The 24,855-nt window shown below is 73.0% G+C and carries 19 protein-coding genes and 2 pseudogenes; 10 read left to right on the top strand and 11 right to left on the bottom strand.

Annotated elements, in window-relative coordinates; all coding sequences use genetic code 11:
* Positions 1-18: 18 nt before the first annotated feature.
* Positions 19-3,330, top strand: coding sequence for a DEAD/DEAH box helicase (locus AC5PYY_RS10610; protein WP_493896781.1), 3,312 nt, complete (start codon positions 19-21; stop codon positions 3,328-3,330).
* A 5-nt stretch (positions 3,331-3,335) separates the two neighbouring features.
* Positions 3,336-4,055, top strand: a complete 720-nt coding sequence (locus AC5PYY_RS10615; RefSeq protein ID WP_493896782.1) for a VOC family protein — start codon at positions 3,336-3,338, stop codon at positions 4,053-4,055.
* Here the strand turns inward: AC5PYY_RS10615 and AC5PYY_RS10620 are convergent.
* The 3 genes from AC5PYY_RS10620 to AC5PYY_RS10630 are packed head-to-tail and all read right to left on the bottom strand — an operon-like array spanning position 4,052 to position 7,105.
* Complete coding sequence (locus AC5PYY_RS10620) at positions 4,052-4,885, bottom strand: carbohydrate ABC transporter permease (RefSeq protein WP_493896783.1); 834 nt, start codon at positions 4,883-4,885, stop codon at positions 4,052-4,054. The two genes, AC5PYY_RS10615 and AC5PYY_RS10620, sit on opposite strands and share 4 nt — an antisense overlap.
* Before the next feature lies 1 nt (position 4,886).
* Positions 4,887-5,807 (bottom strand): carbohydrate ABC transporter permease, encoded by a 921-nt coding sequence (locus AC5PYY_RS10625; RefSeq protein ID WP_493896784.1) that lies wholly within the window; start codon positions 5,805-5,807, stop codon positions 4,887-4,889.
* On the bottom strand, positions 5,807-7,105 hold the full coding sequence (locus tag AC5PYY_RS10630) for an ABC transporter substrate-binding protein (protein WP_493896785.1): 1,299 nt from the start codon (positions 7,103-7,105) through the stop codon (positions 5,807-5,809). The genes AC5PYY_RS10625 and AC5PYY_RS10630 overlap by 1 nt, the downstream gene beginning before the upstream one ends.
* A 183-nt stretch (positions 7,106-7,288) precedes the next feature.
* Here AC5PYY_RS10630 and AC5PYY_RS10635 point away from each other — a divergent pair, with 183 nt between their 5' ends.
* From AC5PYY_RS10635 to AC5PYY_RS10645, 3 genes are read left to right on the top strand one after another with little or no spacing between them, the layout of a single operon-like run.
* On the top strand, positions 7,289-8,161 hold the full coding sequence (locus AC5PYY_RS10635) for a L,D-transpeptidase family protein (RefSeq protein WP_493896786.1): 873 nt from the start codon (positions 7,289-7,291) through the stop codon (positions 8,159-8,161).
* Between the two features lie 13 nt (positions 8,162-8,174).
* Entirely contained in the window at positions 8,175-8,894 is a 720-nt protein-coding gene (locus AC5PYY_RS10640; RefSeq protein ID WP_493896787.1) for a TMEM164-related integral membrane acyltransferase, read from the top strand.
* A gap of 9 nt (positions 8,895-8,903) precedes the next feature.
* Positions 8,904-11,192 (top strand): acyltransferase family protein, encoded by a 2,289-nt coding sequence (locus tag AC5PYY_RS10645; RefSeq protein WP_493896788.1) that lies wholly within the window; start codon positions 8,904-8,906, stop codon positions 11,190-11,192.
* On the opposite strand, the gene AC5PYY_RS10650 is transcribed toward AC5PYY_RS10645, so the two are convergent.
* Positions 11,183-12,370 carry an acyl-CoA dehydrogenase family protein gene (locus tag AC5PYY_RS10650; protein ID WP_493896789.1) on the bottom strand — a complete coding sequence of 396 codons (1,188 nt, stop codon included), beginning with the start codon at positions 12,368-12,370 and terminating at the stop codon, positions 11,183-11,185. The genes AC5PYY_RS10645 and AC5PYY_RS10650 overlap by 10 nt on opposite strands.
* Before the next feature lie 52 nt (positions 12,371-12,422).
* Here AC5PYY_RS10650 and AC5PYY_RS10655 point away from each other — a divergent pair, with 52 nt between their 5' ends.
* Entirely contained in the window at positions 12,423-14,840 is a 2,418-nt protein-coding gene (locus AC5PYY_RS10655; protein ID WP_493896790.1) for a xanthine dehydrogenase family protein molybdopterin-binding subunit, read from the top strand.
* A gap of 6 nt (positions 14,841-14,846) precedes the next feature.
* Here the strand turns inward: AC5PYY_RS10655 and AC5PYY_RS10660 are convergent, their stop codons facing one another.
* From AC5PYY_RS10660 to AC5PYY_RS10670, 3 genes and pseudogenes are all read right to left on the bottom strand, one after another.
* Positions 14,847-15,071: an amidohydrolase family protein gene (locus tag AC5PYY_RS10660; RefSeq protein WP_493896791.1), complete on the bottom strand. Its 225-nt coding sequence runs from the start codon at positions 15,069-15,071 to the stop codon at positions 14,847-14,849.
* A 31-nt stretch (positions 15,072-15,102) separates the two neighbouring features.
* Positions 15,103-15,351 carry an aldo/keto reductase gene (locus tag AC5PYY_RS10665; protein ID WP_493896792.1) on the bottom strand — a complete coding sequence of 83 codons (249 nt, stop codon included), beginning with the start codon at positions 15,349-15,351 and terminating at the stop codon, positions 15,103-15,105.
* Between the two features lie 73 nt (positions 15,352-15,424).
* Positions 15,425-16,078, bottom strand: a pseudogene (locus AC5PYY_RS10670) (aldo/keto reductase); the annotation flags it as partial.
* 93 nt (positions 16,079-16,171) lie between these two features.
* On the opposite strand from AC5PYY_RS10670, the gene AC5PYY_RS10675 reads away from it, so the two are divergent.
* From AC5PYY_RS10675 to AC5PYY_RS10685, 3 genes are read left to right on the top strand one after another with little or no spacing between them, the layout of a single operon-like run.
* Positions 16,172-17,038, top strand: coding sequence for an oxygenase MpaB family protein (locus tag AC5PYY_RS10675; RefSeq protein WP_493896793.1), 867 nt, complete (start codon positions 16,172-16,174; stop codon positions 17,036-17,038).
* Complete coding sequence (locus tag AC5PYY_RS10680; RefSeq protein WP_493896794.1) at positions 17,035-17,568, top strand: 2'-5' RNA ligase family protein; 534 nt, start codon at positions 17,035-17,037, stop codon at positions 17,566-17,568. The genes AC5PYY_RS10675 and AC5PYY_RS10680 overlap by 4 nt, the downstream gene beginning before the upstream one ends.
* Complete coding sequence (locus tag AC5PYY_RS10685) at positions 17,565-19,046, top strand: cryptochrome/photolyase family protein (protein ID WP_493896795.1); 1,482 nt, start codon at positions 17,565-17,567, stop codon at positions 19,044-19,046. Before AC5PYY_RS10680 ends, AC5PYY_RS10685 begins: the two co-directional genes overlap by 4 nt.
* Positions 19,047-19,182: 136 nt before the next feature.
* On the opposite strand, the pseudogene AC5PYY_RS10690 reads toward AC5PYY_RS10685, so the two are convergent.
* A pseudogene (locus tag AC5PYY_RS10690) lies at positions 19,183-19,650 on the bottom strand (PPOX class F420-dependent oxidoreductase).
* A 42-nt stretch (positions 19,651-19,692) separates the two neighbouring features.
* Entirely contained in the window at positions 19,693-20,856 is a 1,164-nt protein-coding gene (locus AC5PYY_RS10695; protein WP_493896796.1) for a M20 family metallopeptidase, read from the bottom strand.
* Between the two features lie 534 nt (positions 20,857-21,390).
* Here AC5PYY_RS10695 and AC5PYY_RS10700 point away from each other — a divergent pair.
* Positions 21,391-22,620 (top strand): amidohydrolase, encoded by a 1,230-nt coding sequence (locus tag AC5PYY_RS10700; protein WP_493896797.1) that lies wholly within the window; start codon positions 21,391-21,393, stop codon positions 22,618-22,620.
* Positions 22,621-22,623: 3 nt separating this feature from the next.
* On the opposite strand, the gene AC5PYY_RS10705 is transcribed toward AC5PYY_RS10700, so the two are convergent.
* Together AC5PYY_RS10705 and AC5PYY_RS10710 are read right to left on the bottom strand one after the other, a co-directional pair.
* The gene (locus AC5PYY_RS10705) at positions 22,624-24,390 is read right to left on the bottom strand and encodes a DUF5671 domain-containing protein (RefSeq protein ID WP_493896798.1); all 1,767 of its coding nucleotides are present in this window, start codon (positions 24,388-24,390) and stop codon (positions 22,624-22,626) included.
* A complete protein-coding gene (locus AC5PYY_RS10710) occupies positions 24,387-24,839 on the bottom strand; it encodes a hypothetical protein (protein ID WP_493896799.1) in 453 nt (150 codons plus the stop codon). The genes AC5PYY_RS10705 and AC5PYY_RS10710 overlap by 4 nt, the downstream gene beginning before the upstream one ends.
* Between the last annotated feature and the right edge of the window lie 16 nt (positions 24,840-24,855).

Genomic DNA, 24,855 nt, shown 5'->3' on the forward strand with positions numbered 1-24,855 from the left:
CCCGCCTACGCTCGACCCATGAGCACGCCGAACCTCTCGCCCGCGGACTGGGTGCTCCGCGTCGAGGACCGCGAGCTGCGGGCGGACGTCGGCGAGATGACCTTCCGCCGCGCACAGGGGTATGCCGACGGCGGCCGGGTGCGGACGCTGGTCACCGGTCCGGACGGGGCGGCTCTGGTGGGCACGGTGGTCGGCGGCGGGGGCAAGGTCTATCAGACCGTGGTGCGGGTGCGGGACCGGTCGATCGCCGTCTGGGCCGGGCAGTGCAGCTGCCCGGTGGGCGAGGACTGCAAGCACGCCGTGGCCGTGCTGCTCGTGGCGCGGGCCCGGCTGCGCGATGCGGCACCGCGGCGCTCCGGCTGGGAGGACGTGCTCGGCCCGCTCGTGCAGACCCCGGCGCAGCCACCGGGCGCGCGGCACCCGCTCGGGTTGCGGGTGTCGCTCACGCAGGGCCCGGGAGGCCGCGACGAGAGCGTCCGGCTCGGGCTGGCGCCGGTGCGGCCGGGGAAGAGCAAACCGTGGGTCGGGCAGGGCGTCGGGTGGGACGACCTCACCAACCGGTGGTCGCGGGTGGAGGTCGACCCGCGGCACCGGGCGCTGCTGACCCAGCTCGCCACCCTCGGCAAGAGCTCCGGCTTCGGCTACTTCTACTCCGGCGCCAAGGAGCTGCCGCTGGGTGAGATCGGCGCCGTGGCCTGGAGCGTGCTCCACCAGGTCGTGGCGGCGGGTGTGCCCCTCGTGCCCGGCCAGGGCGTGGAGGGGGTGCGCCTCGGTGCCGGGTCGGCGGCGGTCGGTCTCGACCTCGCGCGACGGGAGGACGGAGGCCTCGTGCTGCGTCCGGAGATCGACGTCGAGCGGGTCGACTCCTCCGCGCCCCGGTCGGGCCTGTTTCTCGTGGGTCGTCCGGCGCACGGGCTGGGTTGGCTCGACGACGCCGGCCTGTTGACGCTGTGGCCCCTGACAGGGGTGGTCCCGCCCGCCGTGGTGGGCCTCGTCGAGGCCGACCGCACGCTCGAGGTGCCGCCCGAGGAGGTGGATCGCTTCCTCGCGACCTACTACCCGGCCCTGGCCCGGCAGGTCGGGCTCACCTCGGCCGACGGGACCGTCGTCACCCCCAGCGACGACCCGCCGCGGCTGCGCCTGGAGATCACGCCCGAGCGCGGCCACGTGCTCCACCTGCGATGGACCTTCGCCTACGCCCTGCCGACGGTGAGCGGCGAGCCGCGCACCGTCGTTGTCTCGCTGGCGGAGGGGCCGGGCGATCCGCCGCGCGACGCCACCGCCGAGCGGAAGGCGCTCGACGTGGCCCTGGGGCTGGTGCAGGACGTCCCGTCGCTCGTGACGAGGGGCCGCGACGGAGCGCGGGCGCTCCGTCCGGTCGCCACCACGACCGAGCTCGCGACCGCGACCTTCGCCGCCGACGTCCTGCCGCGGCTGGAGGCGAGCGACCTCGTCGACGTGGTGCTGCACGGTGATCTCGCGACCTACGAGGAGGCCGGCGAGGCGCCGGTCGTGCACCTCGACACGACGCAGGCGCAGGAGGGTGACTGGTTCGACCTGCACGTGAGCGTCACGGTCGGTGACCAGCAGGTCCCGTTCGAGGAGCTCTTCGCCGCGCTGGCCCAGGGGCAGGAGATCTTGCTGCTGGACTCGGGGCTGTGGCTCCGCCTCGACCAGCCTGAGCTGCATGCCCTGCGGCGGCTCATCGAGGAGGCTCGTGAGCTCGTCGACGCGGGCGACGGACCGGCGGCGCCGGGTCAGGGCGCCGTCCGGCTCACCCCCTACCAGGCGGGGCTCTGGGAGGAGCTGGTCGAGCTGCGGGTGGTGGAGGAGCAGCACGGGCAGTGGCGGGAGCGGCTCGATGCGCTCCTGGCCCTGGGGGACGGCGACCGGGGGCACGTCGTGCCTCCACCGGAGCTGGAGGCGACGCTGCGGCCCTACCAGCTCGAGGGCTACCGGTGGCTCACCGGCCTGTGGGACGCCGGGCTGGGCGGGATCCTGGCCGACGACATGGGGCTGGGCAAGACGCTCCAGGCGCTCGCGATGGTGGTCCGCGCCGAGCACCGCGCCGACCTCGCGGAGGGGCCGGTGCTGGTCGTGGCGCCCACGAGCGTGGTGGGGGCGTGGGCGGAGCAGGCCGAGCGCTTCGCCCCGCACCTCGCCACCGCGACGATCACCGCGACCCGGCGCCGCCGCGACGGCGACGGGGACCTGGCGACCGCGATCGGGGCGGCCGACCTCGTCATCACCTCCTACACCCTGCTGCGGCTGGAGGCGGACGACTACGAGGCGCTGCCGTGGAGCGGGGTCATCCTCGACGAGGCGCAGTTCGTCAAGAACCGCCGTTCGGCGACCTACCACGCCGTGCGCCGGCTGGGTGCGACACGCACCTTCGCGATGACCGGGACCCCGCTGGAGAACACCCTCATGGACCTGTGGTCGATGACCTCGCTCGCGGCTCCGGGGCTCTTCCCCCGACCGGAGGCCTTCACCGAGCGCTACCGCAAACCCATCGAGTCGGGGGCGGCACCCGAGGAGCTGGAGCGGCTGCGCCGTCGGATCCGGCCGTTCATGCTGCGGCGTACCAAGGGGGAGGTCGCGGCCGACCTGCCGGACAAGATCGAGCAGTCGTTGTCGATCGACCTCCACCCCGCGCACCGGCGGATCTACGATCAGCACCTGCAACGCGAGCGGCAGCGCGTGCTCGGGCTGCTGGAGGACATGGACAAGAACCGCGTCCAGATCTTCCGCGCCCTCACCGTGCTGCGGCAGCTGGCCCTGGATCCCTCGCTCGTGCACCAGGAGCACGCGGGCCTGGCGACCTCGGCCAAGATCGCGGCGCTGGTCGAGCGCATCGTCGCGCTGGCCGCGGAGGGGCACCGAGCCCTGGTCTTCTCCACCTTCACGAGCTATCTGGCGCTCGTCCGGGAGGCGTTGGAGCGAGCCGGGCTCGACCACTCCTACCTCGACGGCAGCACCCGTGACCGGCCGGCGCGGATCGCCGAGTTCCGGGAGGGCGACCAGCCGGTCTTCCTCATCTCGCTCAAGGCTGGGGGCGTCGGGCTCACGCTCACCGAGGCGGACTACGTCTTCGTGCTGGATCCCTGGTGGAACCCCGCGGCCGAGGCGCAGGCGGTCGACCGGACCCACCGGATCGGACAGCAACGCACCGTCAACGTCTACCGCCTGGTCTCGACCGACACCATCGAGGAGAAGGTCGTCGCCCTGCAGGAGCGCAAGCGCCGTCTCTTCGCCTCGGTGGTCGACTCCGGTGAGTTCCGCTCCGGCGCGGTGACGGCCGCGGACATCCGGACGCTGCTCGAGGGATGAGGGAGATGCGCCGCAGGGCAGCGAACGCGCCCGACCCCGGCACGGTGGCCGGGCCGGGCGTCGCGAGCCAGCTCGACCACCTGGTGCTGGCGGTGCCGGACCTCGACGCAGGAATCGCCTGGTTGCGCCAGCTGACCGGTGTCGAGGCACGTCCCGGTGGCGCCCACCCCGGGATGGGCACCCGCAACGCGCTGGTCGCCCTGCGCGACGGCGTGGGTGGTGCGGCCTACCTGGAGCTGCTCGGCCCTGATCCGGACCAGTCGGGTGTGGCCGCCGACGACACCATGCTGGGTTTCGGTCACCTCGTCGGCGACGACGAGAGTACGCCCGACTTCGTGCCGAGGCTGCACGCGTGGGCGGTGCGGCCGGACGACCTCGACGCGACCGTGGCACAGGCCACGGCGGCGGGGATCGAGGTCGGTGTGCCCGCTGGGGCCTCCCGTCGCACGACGGCGGGCACCCTGCTGCGCTGGCGGCTGGCGGTGCCTCGCCCGCTCGGACTCGGGGGAGTCCAGCCCTTCCTCATCGACTGGGGCGGTGGCGCCCACCCCACCGACGACGACCTGCCCACGCTCACCCTCACGGGCCTGGAGCTGGTGCACCCCGACACCGAGCGGTCGGGCCAGACCCTGGCACTGCTGGGCGTCGACCGGCCCGTCGCCCCCGGTCCGGTCCCGCGGCTACGGGCCACGGTGGACGGCCCGGCCGGGCCGGCGCGGCTCTAGTCGTTGAGGCCGGTGCGCTCGACGCCTTGCACGATCCACCGCTGCAGCAGCAGAAACATCAGCAGCAGCGGCAGGATCGCGACGAGCGCGGCCATGAAGAGCTGACTGATCTGCGAGGTCTGGGCGGTGAGGTAGGTCGAGAGGGCGACCTGCACGGTCCACGCGTCAGGCGTCCGCCCGATGACCAACGGCCACAGGAAGGCGTTCCAGCTGCCGATGAAGGTGATGGTGCCGATGGCTGCCGCGAAACCCCAGGAGTTCGGGACGACCACCCGCCAGAAGGTGCCCCACCACGACAACCCGTCCAGGGCCGCGGCCTCCTCCAGCTCGCGAGGGAAGGACAGGAAGAACTGGCGGAAGAGGAAGGTGGCGAGGGCCTGGAAGAGCCCGGGCACGATGAGCCCGCGCAGCGTGGAGATCCAGCCCAGCGAGGACACGAGGACGAAGCTCGGCACGAAGGTCACCGCAGCCGGGATGAGCAGGGTCGCGGTGATCAGCCAGAAGACGACCCCGGACCAGCGGTAGGGGATCCGGGCCAGCCCGTAGCCGGCCATGCCCGAGAGCACCAGCACGCCGACGGTCTGGCTCACGGCGATCACGGTGCTGTTGAGCAGGGCCCGACCCATCGGGAGCGTGGTGTTCTGGAAGACCGCGACGAGATTGCCCCACTCCCACGTCGGCGGCAGCCAGTGCCACGTCGCCGAGGCGAGGTCCGCCTCCGTGCTCACCGCTCCGCGCACCAGGAGGTAGAAGGGGACGAGGAAGAGCACCGCACCCAGCACCAGGAGGACCCAGCGGGCGACGACATACCGGCGAGGTTCGTGCAGCATCTCAGTCCCTCCCGCCGAGCCGCAGCACCCGGGTCTGCAGCAGCGCGACCGCCGCGATGAGGACGGTGAGGATGACGGCACCGGCGCTGCCGTCGCCGAAGTTCTGCCCCGACCCCAGCGCGGTGTAGTAGAGGTAGACCAGCGGGGGACGGGCGTAGGGCGGATACGTGCCGAAGGTGGACAGGATCGTGTAGAACTCGTCGAACGCCTGGAAGGCGTTGATGAGCAGGAGCAGCAGCACCGCCGTCGAGGCGGGGAGCAGCTGGGGCCAGGTGAGGTGCCGGAAGACCTGCCATCCCTGCGCCCCGTCGATCGCCGCCGCCTCGTAGAGGTTGGTCGGGATCCGTTGCAGCGCGGCGAGGAAGAGGATCATGTAGAACCCCACCTGGAGCCACAGCCGGGCCGAGACGATGACGAGCCAGTACCACGGCGGGTCCGTCACCGACAGCCACGGGATGGGTGCCGCCTCGACGCCGAGGACGCCCAGCCCGGCGTTGGCGGCGCCGGAGCGCATCCCGGAGAAGATCGACATCTTCCAGATGAGCGCCGCCACGACGTAGGAGCAGGCGGTGGGCAGGAAGAAGACGGAGCGGAAGAACGCCTGCATCACCCGGGTCCGGGCCACGAGCAGCGCAGTGAGCAGGGAGGCCGCGAAGGTAATCGGCACGATGAAGGCCGCGAAGACCACGAAGGTGAGCAGCGAGCTGCGGAAGGCGCGGTCGCCCAGCATGTCGCGGTAGTTCGCCAGGCCGACGAACTCGGTGGGCGTCACCGTGTTGTAGGCCTCGAAGAAGGACAGGTAGATGCTCCAGCCGATGGGCACGTAGATGAAGAGGACGAGCCCGGCGACGAACGGGCCGACGAAGACCCAGAACCAGAAGGTGGCGCCGGCGGGCTGGCGACCGCGCAGCCGCGGCCGCATCAGGCGGTGACCCGCTCCAGCTCGGCCTCGACGATCGGCACCAGCTGGTCGAGCTCGGCCTGCGCGTCGGCACCGTCACGCACGATGCGATTCATTATGTCGCCCCAGGCGGTGGCGCACCTCGGCGTCCACAGCAGCGGCGTCTGGGCGTGGCCGAACTCCTGCACGTAGCTCGCCGCGTCGGCGGCCGGCCCCGAGGCGAGCACGTCGGCCTCGGGCACCAGGCTCAACCGGGACGGGACGTGGAAGCCGTAGGACGTGGCGAAGTCGAGCTGCTTGTCGGTCTGGTCCACCCACAGCCAGGCGGCGAAAGCTCGGGCGGCGTCGACGTCGGCGGAGCGGGTGGAGACGCAGCTGCCGTAGGCGCCGACCGGCACCGACGGGGCGCCGCCCTCCATGGTCGGCCAGGGGATCGCGCCGAAGTCGTCGCCCAGGGCGTCGGCGATCACCGGGAAGGTCCACAACCCGGTCCACTGCATCGCGGCGCGACCGGAGATGAAGGCCTCGGGGTCGAACCAGTCCTTGGCCTCGCCGAGCAGCAGCGACTCATCCGTCCACAGCGTCCGGAGCACGGTGAGGGCCTCGGCCGCACCCGCGGAGTCGAAGCCGACCTGGTCGTCATCGAGGTAGTCGAGCCCGGCGGACCAGAGCATGGGGCCGCCCATGAGCCCGGCGCCACCGTCGTTGCCGAGGAACAGGCCGGTGACGTCGTCCCGGGTCAGCTCCCGCGCCGCCGCCACCAGATCGGCGATCTGCTGCGGTGCCTCGATGCCGGCCCCTTCTAGCAGGCTGCGCCGGTAGACGAGCACCTGCATGTCGAGCACCTGCGGGATGGCCCAGATCTTGCCGTCGTAGGTCATCCGCTCGATGAGCGAGGGCGTGAAGTCGGCGAGGGCGTCGCCGAAGACGTCGCTCATGTCGGCGACCTGGCCGCCCTTGATCATGTCGATGGTCGGTCCGTTGCCGTACTCGAAGACGTCCGGACCGGCGTCGGTGAGCAGCGAGGCCGCCGTCGACTGGTCGTAGTCACCCGGCTTCCACGAGACGGTGACGTCCGCGTCGGCGTACGCGGCGGCATACCTCTCGACGGCCTGCTGGGTGCCCTCCTCGCCGTACTGGTGGTACCACTGAGCCAGGCTGGCGCGCCCTCCGCCGGTGCTGCCGCCCGCGTCGCCCGTGGGCGCGTCGGACCGGCCGGTGTTGTCGCCGCACGCGGCCAGGGCGGCGGTGAGCGCGGACGTGCCGCCGAGGGTGAGCAGGGTGCGACGACTCGGTCGGGGGCTCGGGCGTCGGGGCATCGCGTTCTCCGTGGGGCTGAGGGGGCTGACTCGTGCCAGCAGCATATGTCGCGGCCCGCTCTCGTGCGCGGGGTGACGTGCGGGGCGCCTGAGGTCACGATTTCGCAACAACGGCGAGCCGCAGGCAACACCCAGGGGGCCGGCAGCGTCTACTAGAGGACGACGCTGACGAAGGGGAGCTCGATGCGGCACCTGCGGTATGCCTTCGCGGCGCCACGAGCGTGGCGACCGCGCCTCGACGACGTGCCGCGCCGCGCGGTGGTCAAGGGCGGTATCGGTCTGGTGGCCGGTGCGGTCATCGGCGGCCTGGACGACACCTACGACCGGTTCGCCCTGGCCGAGCCCGAGCCCGAACCACAGCCCGAACCCGAACCCGAGACGTCGACGCCGGAGCAGGACACCGAGGCGCCCGAGCCCGAGGCGGAGCCGGAGCCGGTCGAGGAGCCCGAGCCCGAGGTGCCCGCCGAGCTGGCGCGCGGCAGCAGCGGCCCCGCGGTGACGGCGCTGCAGCAGCAGCTGGCCGCGAGCGGCTACTGGTGCGGTGCCGCCGACGGGGGATTCGGACACCTGACCCAGCAGGCGGTCTGGGCGCTGCAGAAGGCGCACGGCCTGTCCCGGGACGGCCTCGTCGGCCCCAACACCCGTGCCGCGCTCGAGACGGGCTACCGCCCGGCGCCGGCCTACGGTGGCGACCACGTCGAGGTGCACCTATCCAGCCAGCTCATCCTCGTCGTGCGCGGCGGCGCGACCTCGATGATCCTCAACACCTCCACCGGCGACGGGGAGCCCTACGAGTTCAGGGGCAACGACTACATCGCGCACACGCCGACCGGCGACTTCTCCGTGTGGCTGATGCACAGCAACGGCTGGCGCGACGGCGAGCTCGGTGAGATGTACCGGCCGATGTTCTACTACGGCGACTACGCCATCCACGGCTCCGCCTCCATCCCGCCCTGGCCCGCCTCGCACGGGTGCGCGCGGGTGTCGGTCGCGGCGATGGAGATGATCTGGGCGCAGGGCATGATGAGCATGGGGAGCCGCGTCGTCGTCGTCTGAGACGCTCCCGTCCGTGGCCGGCTTCCTCGACCCCGATCCGGGCTGGATCGTCATCGGCGGTCCGGACCACCTCACCTACGCCGTGCTGTTCGTGCTCCTCGCAGCCGGGCTGGTGCTGCTGCGTGATCCGGCGCGTCGGCACGCGCTCGCGGTGCGCCGGGCTCTCGCCGGCGTCGTCGTGCTCCAGCAGGTGACGCTCTACGGCTTCTACCTCGCCACCGGCTGGGATGCGGCGGAGTCCCTGCCGCTGCACATCTCCCGGGTGTCGGCCCTGCTCGGGCTGGCCTACCTGCTCACCGGTCACCGGCGCGTCATGGACGTCCTCTTCTTCTTCGGGCTGTGGGCCTGGGCGAGCTTCTCCTACCCCCAGCAGGTGCAACCGGCCGACCACGTCCTCGGCTGGAGCTTCTTCGTCAACCACGCGGTGACCCTCCTGCTGCCGGCCTTCGCCTGGGTCACGACCGACTGGCGTCCGACGGTGAGCGGGCTGCGGCGCGCCTTCGGCTGGTTCCTGCTCTACGTCGTGGTGGCGCAGACCGCCAACGCCCTGACCGGCGGCAACTACTTCTACCAACGCGAGCGTCCGCTGCTCCCCGGCGTGGAGCAGCCGTGGTACCTCCTGCTGTCGGTGCTCGCGACCTTCGCGCTCTTCTGGCTGGGGTATGCCGTGAGCCGGCTGATCCCGGAGCAGGAGACGCCCGAGGAGATGAAACGGCCGGGCCCAGTTTCGTAGAATTCCCGGATGAGCAGTTCCGGCGGACGTCACCTCCCCGCCGGTTACCGACCCGATATCGAGGGCATGCGAGCCCTCGCGGTGCTGCTGGTGATGCTCTACCACGCGGGGGTGCCCTGGCTGCCCGGCGGCTACTCCGGCGTCGACGTCTTCTTCGTCATCTCGGGCTACGTCATCACCGGCGTGCTGGCCACCGAGGTGCGGCGCACCGGCACCGTCCGCCTGACGCGGTTCTGGGCCCGCCGGGCTCGCCGCCTGCTGCCCGCCGCCGCGCTGGTGCTGGTGACGACCGCGCTGCTGAGCCTGTGGGTGATGCCGCAGGTGCGCTGGCGCGAGATCGGGTGGGACGTCGTCACCTCTGCGTTCTACGTCGTGAACTGGCGGCTCGCCGACCGCTCCGTGGACTACCTCGCCGAGGACTCCCTGGCCTCGCCCGTGCAGCACTACTGGTCGTTGGCGGTGGAGGAGCAGTTCTACCTGCTGTGGCCCCTGCTCATCCTGCTCGCGGTGGTCCTCGCCCGGCGACGCCGATGGCCGGTGATCCCCACCACCGGGGTGCTGCTGGCGCTCCTGGTTGTGCTGCCGTCGTTCGTGTGGGCGGTGCACCTGAGCCAGGCCAGCCCGCAGGAGGCCTACTTCGTCACCACCACCCGGTTGTGGCAGCTCGGGCTCGGAGCCCTCGTCGCGCTCGCGGGGGCCTGGTGGCAGCGGGTGCCGGTGCCGGTCGCCACCCTGCTCGCCTGGGCGGGCCCGGTCGCCGTGCTCCTCGGCGGGCTGCTCCTCGGCCCCCAGACGGCCTGGCCGGGATGGGCCGCCCTGGTGCCGTCCCTCGGGGCCGTCGCCATGCTCGTCGGCGGGGTCCGTGCCTCGCGCGACGCCGGCCCCACGTGGCTCCACGAGCTGCCCGCGCTGCAGTGGACGGGTGCCTTGTCCTACTCGCTCTACCTCTGGCACTGGCCGCTCCTCGTGCTCGCCGGCGCCGCCTGGGGTGGCCTCACGGTGACGCAGGGGCTGCTCATGGTCGCCTTCTCCTTCCTGCCGGCGGCAGCCGGTCACGTGCTGATCGAGCAACCCGTGCGGTATGCCCGTGGTCTCGCCGCGGCCCCCGCGGCCGGGATCGCGGTGGCGCTGGTGTGCACCGCTGGCGGCGCGGCGGCCGGGGGCTACCTGGTGGAGGAGGTCGACCGCCGGATCCAGGCCAACCAGTCCGACGAGAACGGTGGGGCACAAAGGCGTGGGGCGCTCGCGCTCACCGACGACGCAGCAGTGACCAGCGCGCCCGGGGACCCCGGTGCGGAGACCGGCTCACCGTCCGCACCGACGGCGCTGGAGGAGTCCGGGACGGCCGTCGGGGCCGAGGTCGGCACCGGGCGCGTCTTGGTGCCACCGGACGGGACCGCCGGGGCGCCCGGTCCGGCCATCGACTCCCTCGACCTCCAGCCGGCGTCGATCACGCCCGACCCGCTCGAGGCCACCCGCGACGTCCCCCAGCTCTACGAGGACGAGTGTGACGCGACCGGCGACGAGGTGGTGCGCTGCAGCTACGGCGACCCTGACGGCGAGGTCGTCATCGCCGTCGTCGGAGACTCCAAGATCGCCCAGTGGGTGGGCGCCCTCGACGTCGCGGGCCAGGACCGCGGGTGGCAGATCCTGCTGTACTACCGCTCGGCCTGCCCGTGGAGCGCGGCACCGGTGCCGTACGACGAGGAGGGTCGCGCCGAGGACTGCCAGGACTGGGGAGACGAGGTCGCCAGCCGTCTCATCGAGTCGGACCGGCCGGATGTCGTGCTCACCTCCTCGGTCAAGTCCCGGGGCATCGGCCCCGCCGGCGAGCTGAGCGTCGAGGCACTCTCTGACGGGATGGCGCAGCGGTGGTCACGGGTCGCCGACGCCGGGATCGAGGTCGTGGCGGTGGCCGACACGCCCCAGCCAGGGGGGATCCAGGTCTACGAGTGCGTGGCGGAGAACCGCGACGACCTGGAGACCTGCCAGATCAGGTTCAACCCGGGCAGCGGCACGCCGGCCCTGCTCGGGGCGGTCGCCCAGGTGCCGACCTCGACCTTCGTGACGATGAACGACTGGGTGTGCCCCGGGCGTGACGTCTGCCCTCCGGTGGTCGGCGACGTGCTGGTCTACCGGCAAGGCAGCCACATCACCGAGACCTACGCGTCCTCGCTGTCGGAGGTGCTCGCCGACCGGCTCGAGGCCGCGTTCGGCGAGCTCGCCATCGCGGGGCCCGGTCTCGACGGGGACGACACCAGCGGCTCCACGCGCGAGCGGGCCGAGACTCAACGGTAGGCAGCCTCGCCGGTGAGGGCCTGGCCGACGATGAGGGTGTGCATCTCCTCGGTGCCCTCGTAGGTCAGCACCGACTCCAGGTTGTTGGCGTGCCGCATGACTGGATACTCGCCCGAGATGCCGTTGGCCCCCAGGACGGTGCGCGCCGTCCGGCAGATCGCGATCGCCTGGGAGACGTTGTTGAGCTTGCCGACGCTGACCTGCTCGGGGCGCAGCCCGGGCCCGTCCTTGAGCCGGCCCAGGTGGAGCGCGAGCAAAGTGCCCTTGGCCAGCTCGCCGTGCATCTGCACCAGCTTGGCCTGGGTCAGCTGGAACCCCGCGATCGGACGCCCGAACTGCTCGCGGGTGAGGGCATACCCCAGCGCCGTCTCCAGAGCCGTGCGCGCCGCGCCCATGGCGCCCCAGACGATGCCGTAGCGGGCCTCGGAGAGGCAGGACAGCGGTCCCTTGAGGCCGGCCACACCCGGCAGCACGGCATCGCCGGGGAGCCGGACGTCCTCCAGCACGAGCTCGCTGGTCACCGAGGCGCGCAGCGACATCTTGTGGTGGATGCGGTGCGCGGTGAATCCGGGTGCGTCGGTCGGCACCACGAAGCCGCGGATCCCGCGGCCGCCGGTCTGGTCATCGGTCTGCGCCCACACGATCGCCACGTCGGCGACCGACCCGTTCGTGATCCACGTCTTGCCGCCGGACAGCACCCAGTCCTCGCCGTCGCGTCGGGCGCGCGTCGCCATCGACGCCGGGTCCGAGCCGTGGTCGGGCTCGGTGAGGCCGAAGCACCCGATCGCCTCCCCGGACGCCATCGGCGGCAGCCACCGCTGCTTCTGCTCCTCGCTGCCGAAGCGCCACAGCGCGAACATCGCCAGCGACCCCTGCACCGAGACGAGGGACCGGATGCCGGAGTCGGCCGCCTCCAGCTCGAGGCAGGCCAGCCCGTAGTCGACCGCGCTCATCCCGGCGCACCCGTAGCCGCTCAGGTGCATCCCCAGCAGGCCGAGCCGTCCGAACTCGAGGGCCAGCTCGCGCACCTGCGGCAGCTCTCCGGACTCGTACCACCCCTGGACGTGGGGGAGGACGTGCTCGGCGCAGGCCCGGCGCACGCTGTCGCGGACGGCGAGCTCGTCCGGCGAGAGCAGCGTGTCGAGGTCGAGCAGGTCGGTGCGCGGCGGGATGGGCATACCTCCATCATGCCGGTCGACCCGACGCTCCGGGGAGAGGCAGGATGAGGTCATGACCACACCCGAACGCGGCACCTCGATCCTGGGCACCGAGGTGCGTCGCGTCGAGGATCCCGACCTCCTGCGCGGGCGTGGCGACTTCGTCGCCGACGTCGAGGCCACCGACCCCGAGGTGCTGCACGCCGTCTTCGTCCGCAGCCCCGTCGCGCACGCCCGGTTGACCGCGGTCGACGTGACCGCGGCGCGCGAGGCCCCGGGGGTCGCCGGCGTGTTCACCGCCGACGACCTGGGGACCGACCCGGTGCCCCTCTTCGCCCAGATCCACGACCGGGTGCCCCGGACGGCGCTCGCCAGCGGGCGGGTCCGCTACGTCGGCGATCCCGTGGCGCTCGTCCTCGCCGAGACCCGGGCCGCCGCCGTGGACGCCTCGGAGCTGGTCAACGTCGACTACGAGGACCTCGAGGCCGTCGTCGACATGGAGGCCGCGCTCGCGCCGGACGCGCCGCAGCAGTTCCCCGAGTTGGGCACGAACGTCGTCGTCGTGGCACGCGACGACGCCGACGACGAGGTGGACGTGCTCGGGGGAGCCGACCTGGTGGCCCGGGTGCGGATGGAGAACAACCGGATGGCGGCGAGCCCGATCGAGGGGCACGGGATCCTGGTGCGGCCGCTCGTCGAGGACGGGGGGGAGTCGGATGGTGGGGAGCGCGTGGGGGCTGGGGAGGTCGTCGGCCTCGACGTCGTGCTCGCGACCCAGCACCCGCACACCGCGCAGCGCCTGCTGCGCCGGTGGACCGGGCTGCCGGCCGAGGCGATTCGGGTCCGCGCGCCGCACGTCGGCGGAGCCTTCGGCGGCAAGGCGGGGATCATCCCGGAGCACGCCGCGGTGGTGCGGGCGGCGACGCAGCTGCGCCGACCGGTCCGCTGGGTGGAGACCCGCTCGGAGTCGATGCTGTCGATGAGCAGTCGGGGGCAGGTGCAGTACGTCGAGGTCGGCCTCACCGCAGCTGGACTCATCACCGGGCTGCGCGCGCGAGTGGTCGGCGACTGCGGCGCCTACGCCGGCTTCGGCGGATCCTTCGCCAGCGGCTCGACCCGCACCATGTCCGAGGGGCCGTATGCCGTGCCGCGGCTGCGCTACGACGCGGTCTCGGTCCTCACCAACACCGCGCCGACGGGCGCCTTCCGCGGCGCCGGACGCCCCGAGGCGGCGGCCATGCTGGAGCGGGCGATGGACCACGCCGCCCGGGAGTGCGGGCTGGCTCCCGAGGAGTTTCGCCGCCGCAACTTCCTGCGCCCCGGCGACTTCCCCCACGACACGAAGTTCGGTGCTCACTACGACACGGGCGAGTATGCCGCCGCGCTCGACACCGCCCTCGCGGCGGTGGACGCCGACGAGGTCCGCGGCGAGCAGGAGCGCCGCCGTCGCGAGGGCGCCGGCTGGCAGATCGGGCTCGGCATCGCCAGCTACGTCGAGATCACCGGTTTCGGCGGCTCCGAGTATGCCGGGATCCGGGTGGCGGACGACGGCTCGCTCACCGTGATGGCGGGGACCTCGGCCCACGGTCAGGGGCACGCGACGGCGTTCTCGATGCTGGTGGCGGACCAGCTGGGGCTGCCGCTGGAGCGGATCTCCTACCTGCAGTCCGACACCGCCCAGGTGCGCTCCGGAGGCGGCACGGGCGGGGCCCGGTCGCTCCAGCTCGGTGGGAGCGCGGTGCTCGGCGCCGCGGTGGAGCTCCGCGACCGGGTCACCCGACTGGCGGCCGACGCGCTGGAGGTGGCCGAGGCCGACGTCGTGCTCGAGGACGGCCGGCTCGGGGTGCGGGGTGTGCCGGGCGCCGGGCTCTCGTGGGAGGAGCTGGTCTCCCGGGCGCACGCCGACGGGGAGGACCTGTCGGTCGACCACGACTTCCGGCAGGACGGCTCGACCTTTCCCTTCGGCACCCACGTGAGCGTGGTCGAGGTGGACGTCGAGACCGGAGCGGTCCGGCTGCTGCGGCACGTGGCGGTCGACGACTGCGGGACCGTGCTCAACCCCCTGCTGGTCCGGGGGCAGCAGCACGGCGGGTGCGTCCAGGGCATCTCCCAGGCGCTGTGGGAGCAGTTCTGCTACGACGAGGCCGGCAACCCGGTGACCGCCAGCTTCGCGGACTACTCGCTGCCGACGGCGGCCGACCTGGTGCAGCTCGAGACCTCGCTCACCCAGACCCCGACGGACCGGAACCCGCTCGGGGCCAAGGGGATCGGGGAGGCGGCCACGGTCGGCTCGACCCCCGCGGTGCAGAACGCCGTGATCGACGCCGTGGCCCACCTCGGGGTGCGGCACGTCGACATCCCCTGCACCCCCGAGCGCGTGCTCCGCGCGATCGACGAGGCACGGCGGGGCGAGCACGAGCCCTGGCGCGAGCCGCCGGCGATCTTCGCTGACCTGCCCGACCTGGACCGCATCGACGACGTCGACGTCTGAGCGGGGTCAGGACAGCAGAGGTGCGCCGGCGCGCCATACCTGCAGGACCGTGAGGTCGGCATCGAGGGCGACCATGTCGGCGCCGGCCCCGGCCTCGAGTCGCCCGGAGCCCAGCCCCATGGCGCGCGCCGGGATTGCGGTGGCGGAGGCGAGCGCCGCAGCCAGCGGCACCCCGGCGCGGACGGCGCCCCGGAGGGCACGGTCGAGCGTGAGGGCACGCCACTGCCGCACGGCAGCTGCCGCGCGCCTGAGCGGAGAGGGCTCAGAAGCCGGCGGAGGCCTCGTCGAGCTCGGTGACGTCGTCGGTAGAGAGCGCCAGGCTGGTCGCGGCGAGCAACGGCTCCAGCTGCTCGGGCCGGGACGCCGAGGCGATCGGGGCGGTGATCCCGTGCGCCAGCAACCAGGCCACGGCGACCGTCGCCGGCTGCACGTCGTGTCGCTCGGCGGATCCGCACGAGCGCGTCCACGACGCCCAGGCCGCCGGCGTCGGCATACCGTCGGGCGGCGCCACCGCGGGCGTTGCCCTCGAAGTCGGCGTCGGTGCGGTACTTCCCGGTGAGGAACCCGGACGCCAGCGCGGGGAAGCAGAACACCGCGAGGCCCAGCTCGGCCGCGAGGGGTCCCAGCTCGGCCTCGTAGACCTCGCGGGAGACGAGCGAGTAGCGGGGCTGGATCGCCGCGGGCAGGGTCATGCCGTGCTCGCGCGCGGTGTCGACCCACTCCCGGAGCCGTGCCGGCGCGTAGTTGGACAGGCCGATCGCCTGCACCTGCCCGGAGCGGACCAGCTCGTCGAAGGTCGCGACCTGGTCTGCGATCGCGACGGACTCGTCGTCGGCGTGCGCGTAGTAGAGATCGACGTGGTCGGTCTGCAGGCGCGTCAGGGACTCCTCGAGCGCGGCCCGCACCGTGTCGCGGGCCAGGCCCTGGCGCGTCGGGAGCTTGCCGACCTTGGTGGCGACGAGGACGTCGTCGCGCTCCCGGCCGGCCAGCCAGCGACCGATGATCGCCTCCGACTCGCCCCCCTCGTGGCCGTCGGCCCAGACGGAGTAGGCGTCGGCCGTGTCGATGAGGTTGCCGCCGCCGGCGGTGAACGCGTCGAGGACGGCGTGGCTCGCCTCCTCGTCGGCGGTCCAGCCGAACGGGTTGCCGCCGAGGTTGAGCGGGAAGATCTCCAGGGTGCTACCGGGCAGGGTGGCGATGGCGGTCTCCTTGATCCGAGGGTGGGGTCTGCTCCGCACTGTACGTCGGGATGCCGGAGCGCGCGCGTCGTGGGATAGTGGAGGTTGTCCAGGCTCTGTCCAAGGTATGTCGTATCTCGCCCAGGAGGTCTCGTGCCCTCTCCTCTCGCCCGGCTGCAGCAGGCGGCGGGGTCCGCGCTGCGCACCCGGGTCGCGGGGGAGGAGGCGCCGGAACGGGCGGCGGTGATCTGGGAGACCCCCGGGCCGCGATGGTTCGACGAGACCGACCCGGTGTGGCGGGTCCACGCCGACGCGGCGATGTTCCCCGGCGGCGTGGCGGCACTGCTGCTGCAGATGCTCCACCCCCTGGCGATGGCCGGGGTGGCGGGCCACTCGGGCTACCGCGGGGACCCCTGGGGACGGCTGCAGCGGACCAGTAGCTACCTCGCCACCACGACCTTCGGCACCGTCGAGCTGGCCCTGGAGACGATCGGACGGGTCCGCGACATCCACGAGCGGGTCCGCGGCAAGGCCGCCGACGGGCGGCCCTACCGCGCCTCCGACCCGCACCTGCTGCGCTGGGTCCACGTCGCCGAGGTCACGAGTTTCCTCGCCGGCTACCAGGCCTACGCCGGCACACCCCTGACCCCCGATGAGGCGGACCGCTACGTCGCCCAGGCCGGCGTGCCCGCGGCGCACCTCGGCGTGCTTGACCCACCGCGGTCGGTCGCCGAGCTGGACGCGGCGCTCGCGGCATACCGGCCCGAGCTCGAGGCCAGCGAGGCGGCCCGCGACGCCGCCCGCTTCCTGCTGCTCGAGCCGCCGCTCCCGCTCGTCTCGCGCCCGGGCTACTGGGCGATCGCGGCCGGGGGCGTCGCCCTGCTGCCGGAGTGGGCGCGGGCCGAGCTGCGGCTGCCGCGGTCGCCGGTGCTCGCCGGTGCGGTGCTGCGACCGCTGGGGCGGGTGAGCGCTGGCACGGTGCGGTGGGCCATGGCGGGCGTCTCCCGGGAGGCGGCGTGAGCCGGCAGCACGCGCTGGAGCTCGTCCTCGCGGACGAGGGCGACGCCGCGGTGCGGGCGCGCTGGGACCAGCTGGAGCAGGCCGGGCTGCCCTCGTTGGCGCGACACCGCGGCACCACCCACCGGCCGCACCTCACCGTGGTCTCCAGCAGTGAGCCGCCGCCCCCCGACGTCCTGGAGCTGGCCCAGCGCCGGTTCGGCGCGCTGCTGCCGGTGCGGTGCACGGCCGACGGGCTGGTCCTGCTCGGCGGACGCCGACGGGTCGTCGCCGAGCTCCTCGGCATCAGCACCGCAGCCCGCGCGGCCCAGGCCGAGTTGGTCCACGCCTGGCCCGGTGCGGACGAGCGCCCCTGGCTGCCGCACGTCTCGCTCACGAGGCGGGTGGACCGTGCGGAGGCGGGGGCCGCCGTGGAGCTGTTGGCGGGCGACGACGCTCAGGGCCCCGGACTCCGGGTCCGCACGCTGAGCGCCCTGCGATGGTGGAACCCCGACCGCGAGGTCGTCTCCCTCGTCGCCGGGATCGCGGCGTGAGCCGCGAGGTCCGGCTGGTCTACCCGCACCAGCTGCACCGGGCTCAGCTGCAGGTCGATCCCGGGACGCGGCTCGTCGTGGTCGAGGACGACCTGCTCTACCGGCAGCTGCCCTTCCACGCGCACAAGATCGTGCTGCACCACGCCTCGGTCCGGCGTTTCGTCGACCGCGCCCGCGACGAGGGGTACGACGTGGACCTGGTCGAGTCCTCACCCGACCGATCGTCCGGGGAGGCGCTGGTGCAGCTCGTCGAGCGTCTTGCGCCCAGCCGGGTCACGGTGCTCGACGTCGCGGACGACTGGCTGGGCCGCGACTGCCGCGACCAGCTGCGCGAGGGCGGCTACGAGCTGCGCCGCGAGGACGTCCTGGACACTCCGGCCTTCCTCACGACCCGGGAGCAGGTGCACGAGCAGCTGGGCGGTGGGGGTGCCCGCATGCAGCACTTCTACGCCTGGCAGCGACGCCGGCTCGAGGTCCTCATGGACGGCGACCAGCCGGTCGGTGGCCGCTGGTCCTACGACACCGAGAACCGCAAGAAGCTGCCCCGCGACCACCCCGTGCCGGACCCGTCCCTGGGCCCGGCACGACGGCATACCCGGGTCGAGGAGGCGATCGACGCGGTCCGTGAGGCCTTCCCCGACGCCCCCGGTGACCCGGAGACGTTCTGCTGGCCCACGTCGCCGGGGGAGGCAGACGCCGCCCTGCGCCGCTTCCTGGACGAGCGGTTCGCGCAGTTCGGGCCCTACGAGGACGCCATCAGCGTCGACCACCCGGTGGTCTTCCACGCCGCGCTCACCCCCGCGCTCAACTGTGGCCTCATCGACCCCGACCAGGTGCTCCAGCGCGCGCTGACCGCTGCGGACGAGCACGACGTCGACCTGCCGAGCCTGGAGGGCTTCGTGCGGCAGCTCATCGGGTGGCGGGAGTACATGCGCGCGACCTATCGGCTCTGGGGGCGGCGGATGCGGACCAGCAACGTCCTGGAGCACGGGCGCACGATGCCGGAGGGGTGGTGGACCGGGGAGACCGGGCTCGAGCCGGTCGACCTCGTCATCCGCCGCGCGCTGGAGCGGGGCTGGGTGCACCACATCGAACGGCTCATGGTGCTCGGCAACGCCCTGTGCCTGCTCCGCGTGCACCCGGACGAGGTGTGGCGCTGGTTCATGTGCCTCTTCGTCGACGCCTATGACTGGGTGATGGTGCCGAACGTCTACGCCATGAGCCAGTTCGCGGCCGGGGAGGCGATCACGACCAAGCCCTACGTGTCGGGCAGCAACTACCTCCGCAAGATGTCCGACCTGCCGCCGGGGGAGTGGCGTGAGGCCTGGGACGGGCTCTACTGGACCTTCGTGCAGGACCACAGGGAGGTCTTCGAGGCCAACAGCCGATCCGGCTTCGCCGTGCGCACCTGGGACGGCATGGACGAGGCGAAGCGAGAGGCGCACCGCGCGGCCGCGGCGCCCTGGCTCGGCCGCTGAGGACACCCTGAGGCTCGCAAGCGTCACCGTGCCGACGGCGTCGGGGTCGCTGACCTGACTGTCTGGACAGAAAAATCTGGGGAACGGGCCCCAGATTCCTCTGTCCAGATCTTCGGGGCCCCAGGGGTATGCCGCGTCAGCCGTTGGCGAGGCGCGCGGGGAAGCCCCCGGTGGCGATCGGCGACCACCGGGTGGGCGGGATCCGCAGCAATGACGTGCCCTGATCCCGCATCGCCTGGCGGTACTCCTCCCAGTCCGGGTGCTACCCGGAGATGCAGCGGAAGTAGTCGACGAGCGGCTCGATCGCGTCCTCGCCGTCGAGGACCTCGCACGCGCCGTCGACCTGCACCCGGGCGTCGCCGAAGTCGTCGGAGAGCACGAGCACGCTGACCCGCGGGTCGCGCCGGACGTTCTTCGTCTTGACCCGCTCGGGATAGGTGAAGACGACGATGCGCCCCTGCTCGTCGACACCGCCGGTGACCGGCGAGGCCTGCGGCATCCCGTCCTGGCGCTGCGTGATGACGACCAGCTGGTGCCGGGGGCGGACGAAGTCCAGCAGCTCGTCGAGGTCGACCCACGTGTTCGTCGCCATGGCGCGTGCCATGGCACCCAGTCTGCCAAGTCGCCTCCGCGGCGCCACCCGGGCTCAGCGACCGGCGAGCTGCTCCACGATCCCGGCCAGCAGCGCGGTCTGCCGAGGGATGCCGCTCACGAGCACGTGCTCGTGCCGGGCGTGCGGCCCGGCGCCGATGCCACCGAGCCCGTCGAGGACCGGCAGCCCGAGCGCCGCCACGAAGTTGCCGTCACTGGCGCCGCCCACCGGCTGCTCGCCCACCTCGACGCCGAGGTCGGCGCCCGCCGCGCGCACCAGGTCCAGCAGGTATGCCGTGTGCTTGGTCGGGTTCATCGGGGGGCGGTTGCGGTCGATCTCGACCTCGAGCCGGCAGCCCGGATCGGTGGGTCGCAGCGCCTCGAGCGCGACGACGACCCGGTCCTCCTCGGCCGGGTCCTGGATGCGGACGTCGACCTCGCAGCTGGCCGTCCCCGCGATCACGTTGCGCCCGGTGCCTCCCTGGATCGTCCCGACGTTGACGGTCGTCTCCCGGCCGCGGTCGGCGAGGGCCACGACCTGCGGCACGAGGCGGGCCAGCTCGTGCACCGCGCTCGCGCCAGCGTCGGGGTCGAGGCCCGCGTGGGCCTCGATGCCGTGGACCGTGAGGTCGGCGAAGACCATCCCCTTGCGCCGGACCTTGACATCGCCGCCAGCGCTCGGCTCGGTGATGAGCGTCGCCAGTGACTCCCGTGCCGCGCGTTCCAGGTGCGGCCGGCCCGCCCGCGACCCGATCTCCTCGTCGGCCGTGAGCAGCAGCCGCACCGCGGGGTGCGGGACCCCCAGCTCGCGCAGGGCGCGCACCATCCACACGGTCTGCACGATGCCGAGCTTCATGTCGAGCACGCCCGGGCCGGTGAGCCGGTCGCCGTCGCGGGTCAGCGGCCAGCCCGCGAGGGTCCCCTCGGGCCAGACCGTGTCGTAGTGCGCCAGCGACAGCACGGTGCCCTCGACCCCGTCGCTGCCGGACCAGGTCAGGTCGAGCACGTCGCCGTAGCTCCCGCCGTCGTGGCGCTCGCGGGCGACGGGCTCACCGAGACGCCCGACCAGGTGATGCTCGAGCCGCGGCAGAGCCAGCTGCAGCAGGTCGCGCCGCCGGCTCGGGGTCTCCCACGAGACGAGGAGCTCGACGTCGGCGAGCACCTCAGCCAGGTGCGCCTCGACGACGTCGCGGACCAGCGCGGCGTGGGTGCTCGTCATACTGCCACGGTATGCCGTCCCGTCCCACGGTTGGCGTGGTGCCCCATGGTTGGCGCCTCGCCCCACTGGTGCAGCCGTAGGGCTGGCCATGAACCGTAGGCCCCGAGGTGAACCGTGGGGCCAGCCAAGAACCGTGGGGTCGGGCTGGGCACGCCCCACGGTTGGCGTGGTGCCCCATGGTTGGCGCCTCGCCCCACTGGTGCAGCCGTAGGGCTGGCCATGAACCGTAGGCCCCGAGGCGAACCGTGGGGCCAGCCAAGAACCGTGGGGTCGGGCTGGGCACGCCCCACGGTTTGGCGTGGTGCCCCAGGGTTGGCGCCTCGCCCCACTGGTGCAGCCGTAGGGCTCGCCACGAACCGTGGGGCTGGCCCCAAGACCCGTAGGGCTGGCCCCAAGACCCGTGGGGCCGGCCACGAACCGTGGGGTCTCGCCCGGCCGCTACCCCCTCTGCCGACCTGGGCACGGCTCTGCACCGGTTGCGCCTCTCTCGACCTCGCATTGCGTGCACATCCGTGCCCAGGTAGACAGTCCCGCGTGGTGACACTCCCGAGAAGTCTGGCCGACCACCCCGAGCTGCAGAAGAGCCTGCACGACCTCTATCGACACCTGCACGCCCACCCTGAGCTGTCGATGCAGGAGCACGAGACGGCGGCGCTGGTGGAGGAGCGCCTGCGCGAGCTCGGGTATGACGTGTTCCGGTGCGGCGGGACCGGCGTCGTCGCGGTGCTGCGCAACGGCGAGGGGCCGGTCGTGGCCTTCCGCGCGGACATCGACGCGCTGCCGCTGGCCGAGGAGACCGGCCTCGAGCACGCCTCCCGGGCCCGGGGGACGCTGCCCGACGGCACCGAGGTGCCCGTGATGCACGCCTGCGGCCACGACACGCACATCACCTGCGCGATCGGGGCGGCCGCCCTGCTGGCGCACGACCGCGAGGGGTGGGCGGGCACCGTCGTGGTGATCTTCCAACCGGGCGAGGAGACCGCAGCGGGTGCGGCCGCGATGCTCTCCGACGGACTGTGGGACCGGGCTCCGCGCCCCGAGGTGGTCTACGGCCAGCACGTGTGGCCCGGGCTGACGGGCACGATCGACATCTCCTCCGGACCGGCGATGAGCTTCTCCGACGCCTGGAAGATCACCGTGCACGGGCGCGGTGGCCACGGCTCGCAGCCGGAGGCCACGATCGACCCGGTCGTCCTCGCTGCCCACATGGTGGTGCGGATCCAGAGCCTCGTGAGCCGCGAGGTCCCACCCCAGCAGCCCGCCGTGATCACCGTCGCGACCTTCCACGCCGGGCTCAAGGAGAACATCATCCCCAGCCGGGCCGAGTTCACGATCAACGTGCGCACGCTGGATGAGCAGGTGCGCGAGCACCTCCTGGCCGCGCTGCGTCGGGTGCTCGGGGCGGAGGCGGCCGCGAGCGGTGCACGCGCGCCCGACATCGAGGAGCTCTACACCTTCCCGCTGCTGACCAACGACCCCGACGAGACCGCCCGGGTCGTCGAGGTGCTGCGCGCCACGCTCGGCGACGGGCAGGTGAGCGAGAAGCCGGCGGTCATGGGCAGCGAGGACTTCGGGGCGCTGCCCGACGCCCTCGGCGTGCCCGGCGTCTACTGGTTCTTCGGGGGTATGCCGCAGGAGGTCGTCGACGCGGACGACACCCCGAGCAACCACTCGCCGCTCTTCGCCCCGGTTCTCGAGCCCACGCTCTCGACCGGGGTCGAGGCGGCATACCGCGTCCTGCTCGCCCGCCTCGTGCGGAGCTAGCGCTCAGCGCCGCACCGGGATGACCCGGATCCCCTCCGCCTCGGACAGGACGACGACGTCCTGATCCCGCACGCCGTCGGCGGCGAGCGCGCTCAGCAGCACCTCGGCGTCCCAGGCCGGGGTGTCGGTGTCGGTGCGCTCGACCACCTGCGTGCTGGCCCCGGTGTGCTGCGCGATCGTGTCCGCGATGGCCGGGTCGGCGGCACCGACCAGGAGGATGTGCGCGCGACGCGCCGGGCGGGCGGCTGCCGCCTCCGGTTCCGGCGCCTCCGCCCGGTCCTGGCGGAAGACCGACCAGTGGTAGGTCGCCAGCACCGAGGTGGTGGCGAGCACGCCCAGGGCGAACCGCGTGCGGCGTAGGGACTCCGGGCCGAGCGTCCCGGCGAGCGCGTCCTCGAGCACGAGGAAGACGAGGACGAGCGTGGCGACGACCGACGCCACGGTCGCGACCCCAAAGAGCAGCAACAGGTAGGTGCGCCGCGACGGCGACCCCAGCTCTGCGCCGGGGTCCTGCGCCCGCGCCCGCTGCGCCTGCGCCCAGTGCCGCCACCAGACGGGCAGCCCGACGGCGAGCAGCACGAGGGCGGCGATGAGGGCGTTGACCGCGCTCCCGCCGACCAGCAGGTCCGAGCGTCCGGTGGCCGCCTCGACGACGGTGACGATGACCATCGTCAGGCCGGCCGCGCCGGCGATCAGGCCGATGCCGGACAGGAGGTACTCGTAGACCCGGCGCACCTCGGTGCGGGTCTCGCTGCCCTCTCCGAGCAGGTCCTGGTGATACCACCAGACCGTCAGCCCGACCACGACCAGGCCGAGCTGGGCCGGCGCGGGGTCGAAGTGGACCGTGGCCGACCCCGCTACCGGGTCGCCGACCAGCCACACGAGCACGTCGTAGAGCAGCAGGCTGGAGCCGACGACCGCGGTGACCAGGCCGCCACCCACCCCGACCAGGAGCACGATCATCAGCCAGGCCGGGTCGCGCGGGCCCCGCACGGCCCGGGCGGCCCAGTGGACCACCCAGACCACCCCGCCGACGAGGGAGATCACGCCTGCCCGGAGCAGGTCGTCCAGCGGCGGGGTGACCATCGACCCGACCGGGCCGAGTAGCGCGCGACCGGAGGCCGCGGTGAGCTGGATCAGCCCCACCGCCCCGGTGACCAGGCCGATGAGCGAGCCGAGCAGGTCCAGGGGCCGCACCGCGAGCGAGGGGCCACCCGCCTGCCGCAGCGCGACCAGGCGGTGGGTCAGCCAGACGGAGGTCCACACCAGCGCGAGCGCGATCTCCTGCCCGTCGAGGTCGCCGTAGGTCTGGACGCCCAGGAGGCCCGTCAGCGTCCCCTGCCACCCCCCCATCGCGGTGACGAGCGAGACCAGCCCGACGATGAGCAGGTAGGCCGACCACCCCACCGAGCTGCGCTCGGCAGGGTCGTGGCGCAGCCGCTCGCGGGTCCACCAGGCCAGCACGAACCACAACGGGAGGGCGATGAGGGTGAGGGTCAGCTGGAGAGCCAGGGTGGTGTCGTCACGGATGAGGGTGTCTCCGCCCGACGGCAGGACGTCGTCCAGGGCCCTGCCGAGCAGGCCGGTCACCCCGGAGGCGGCGCCCATCAGCAGGCCGAGGAGCAGGAGGTACTGGAAGAAGCGGCGCACGGAGGAGCCCGAGGGCGGGGCCCCGGGGGCTCCCCCCGCCGACCGACGGCGCGCGAGGGTCGTGGCCAGACCTCCCAGGACCACGAGGAGGGCGACGACGACCAGGAGGCCGAGGATCACGGCGACTCACCGTCCCCGGTGCACCGGTGCAGCGGCCACGGTAGTCCGGTCAGCACCCAGCCGTCGACACTGCGGCGCAGCCGGAACGTCTCCTCCTCGGACCATTCGTCCACGGCGACCGGCCCGCTGTCGGCATGGACGAGCTCGATCCGGACGGTGGCCTCGTCGCCGTCGACCCGGGTGTCTCGCAGGACGACGCGCGCATCCCCGTCGACCCAGAGCACGTCGAGGTCCTCGGTCGTGCATCCCTCGTCCGGGTCGAGGTAGGACGTCGCGGTGTCGAGGTCGTCGTCGTAGAGCGCCTGGACGTAGTCCTGGACCGCGCGTTCTGGCGATCCTTCCGGGAGCTCGGCCGCGGGGCGCACGGCGGAGAACACCCCCGCGCCGACCGCGAGCAGCACCAGGCCCGCGACGACACCCACCAGCACCCGCAAACCCCTGCTCTGCATGCCTCAGTCTCCCATC

The sequence above is a fragment of the Serinicoccus sp. JS2-9 genome (assembly GCF_059025165.1).

Coding starts and splice junctions, on each gene's coding strand:
- AC5PYY_RS10610 (WP_493896781.1), top strand. CDS start 19: ATGAGCACGCCGAACCTCTCGCCCGCGGACTGGGTGCTCCGCGTCGAG.
- AC5PYY_RS10615 (WP_493896782.1), top strand. CDS start 3,336: ATGCGCCGCAGGGCAGCGAACGCGCCCGACCCCGGCACGGTGGCCGGG.
- AC5PYY_RS10655 (WP_493896790.1), top strand. CDS start 12,423: ATGACCACACCCGAACGCGGCACCTCGATCCTGGGCACCGAGGTGCGT.
- AC5PYY_RS10695 (WP_493896796.1), bottom strand. CDS start 20,856: ATGACGAGCACCCACGCCGCGCTGGTCCGCGACGTCGTCGAGGCGCAC.
- AC5PYY_RS10635 (WP_493896786.1), top strand. CDS start 7,289: ATGCGGCACCTGCGGTATGCCTTCGCGGCGCCACGAGCGTGGCGACCG.
- AC5PYY_RS10630 (WP_493896785.1), bottom strand. CDS start 7,105: ATGCCCCGACGCCCGAGCCCCCGACCGAGTCGTCGCACCCTGCTCACC.
- AC5PYY_RS10620 (WP_493896783.1), bottom strand. CDS start 4,885: ATGCTGCACGAACCTCGCCGGTATGTCGTCGCCCGCTGGGTCCTCCTG.
- AC5PYY_RS10710 (WP_493896799.1), bottom strand. CDS start 24,839: ATGCAGAGCAGGGGTTTGCGGGTGCTGGTGGGTGTCGTCGCGGGCCTG.
- AC5PYY_RS10625 (WP_493896784.1), bottom strand. CDS start 5,807: ATGCGGCCGCGGCTGCGCGGTCGCCAGCCCGCCGGCGCCACCTTCTGG.
- AC5PYY_RS10650 (WP_493896789.1), bottom strand. CDS start 12,370: ATGCCCATCCCGCCGCGCACCGACCTGCTCGACCTCGACACGCTGCTC.
- AC5PYY_RS10645 (WP_493896788.1), top strand. CDS start 8,904: ATGAGCAGTTCCGGCGGACGTCACCTCCCCGCCGGTTACCGACCCGAT.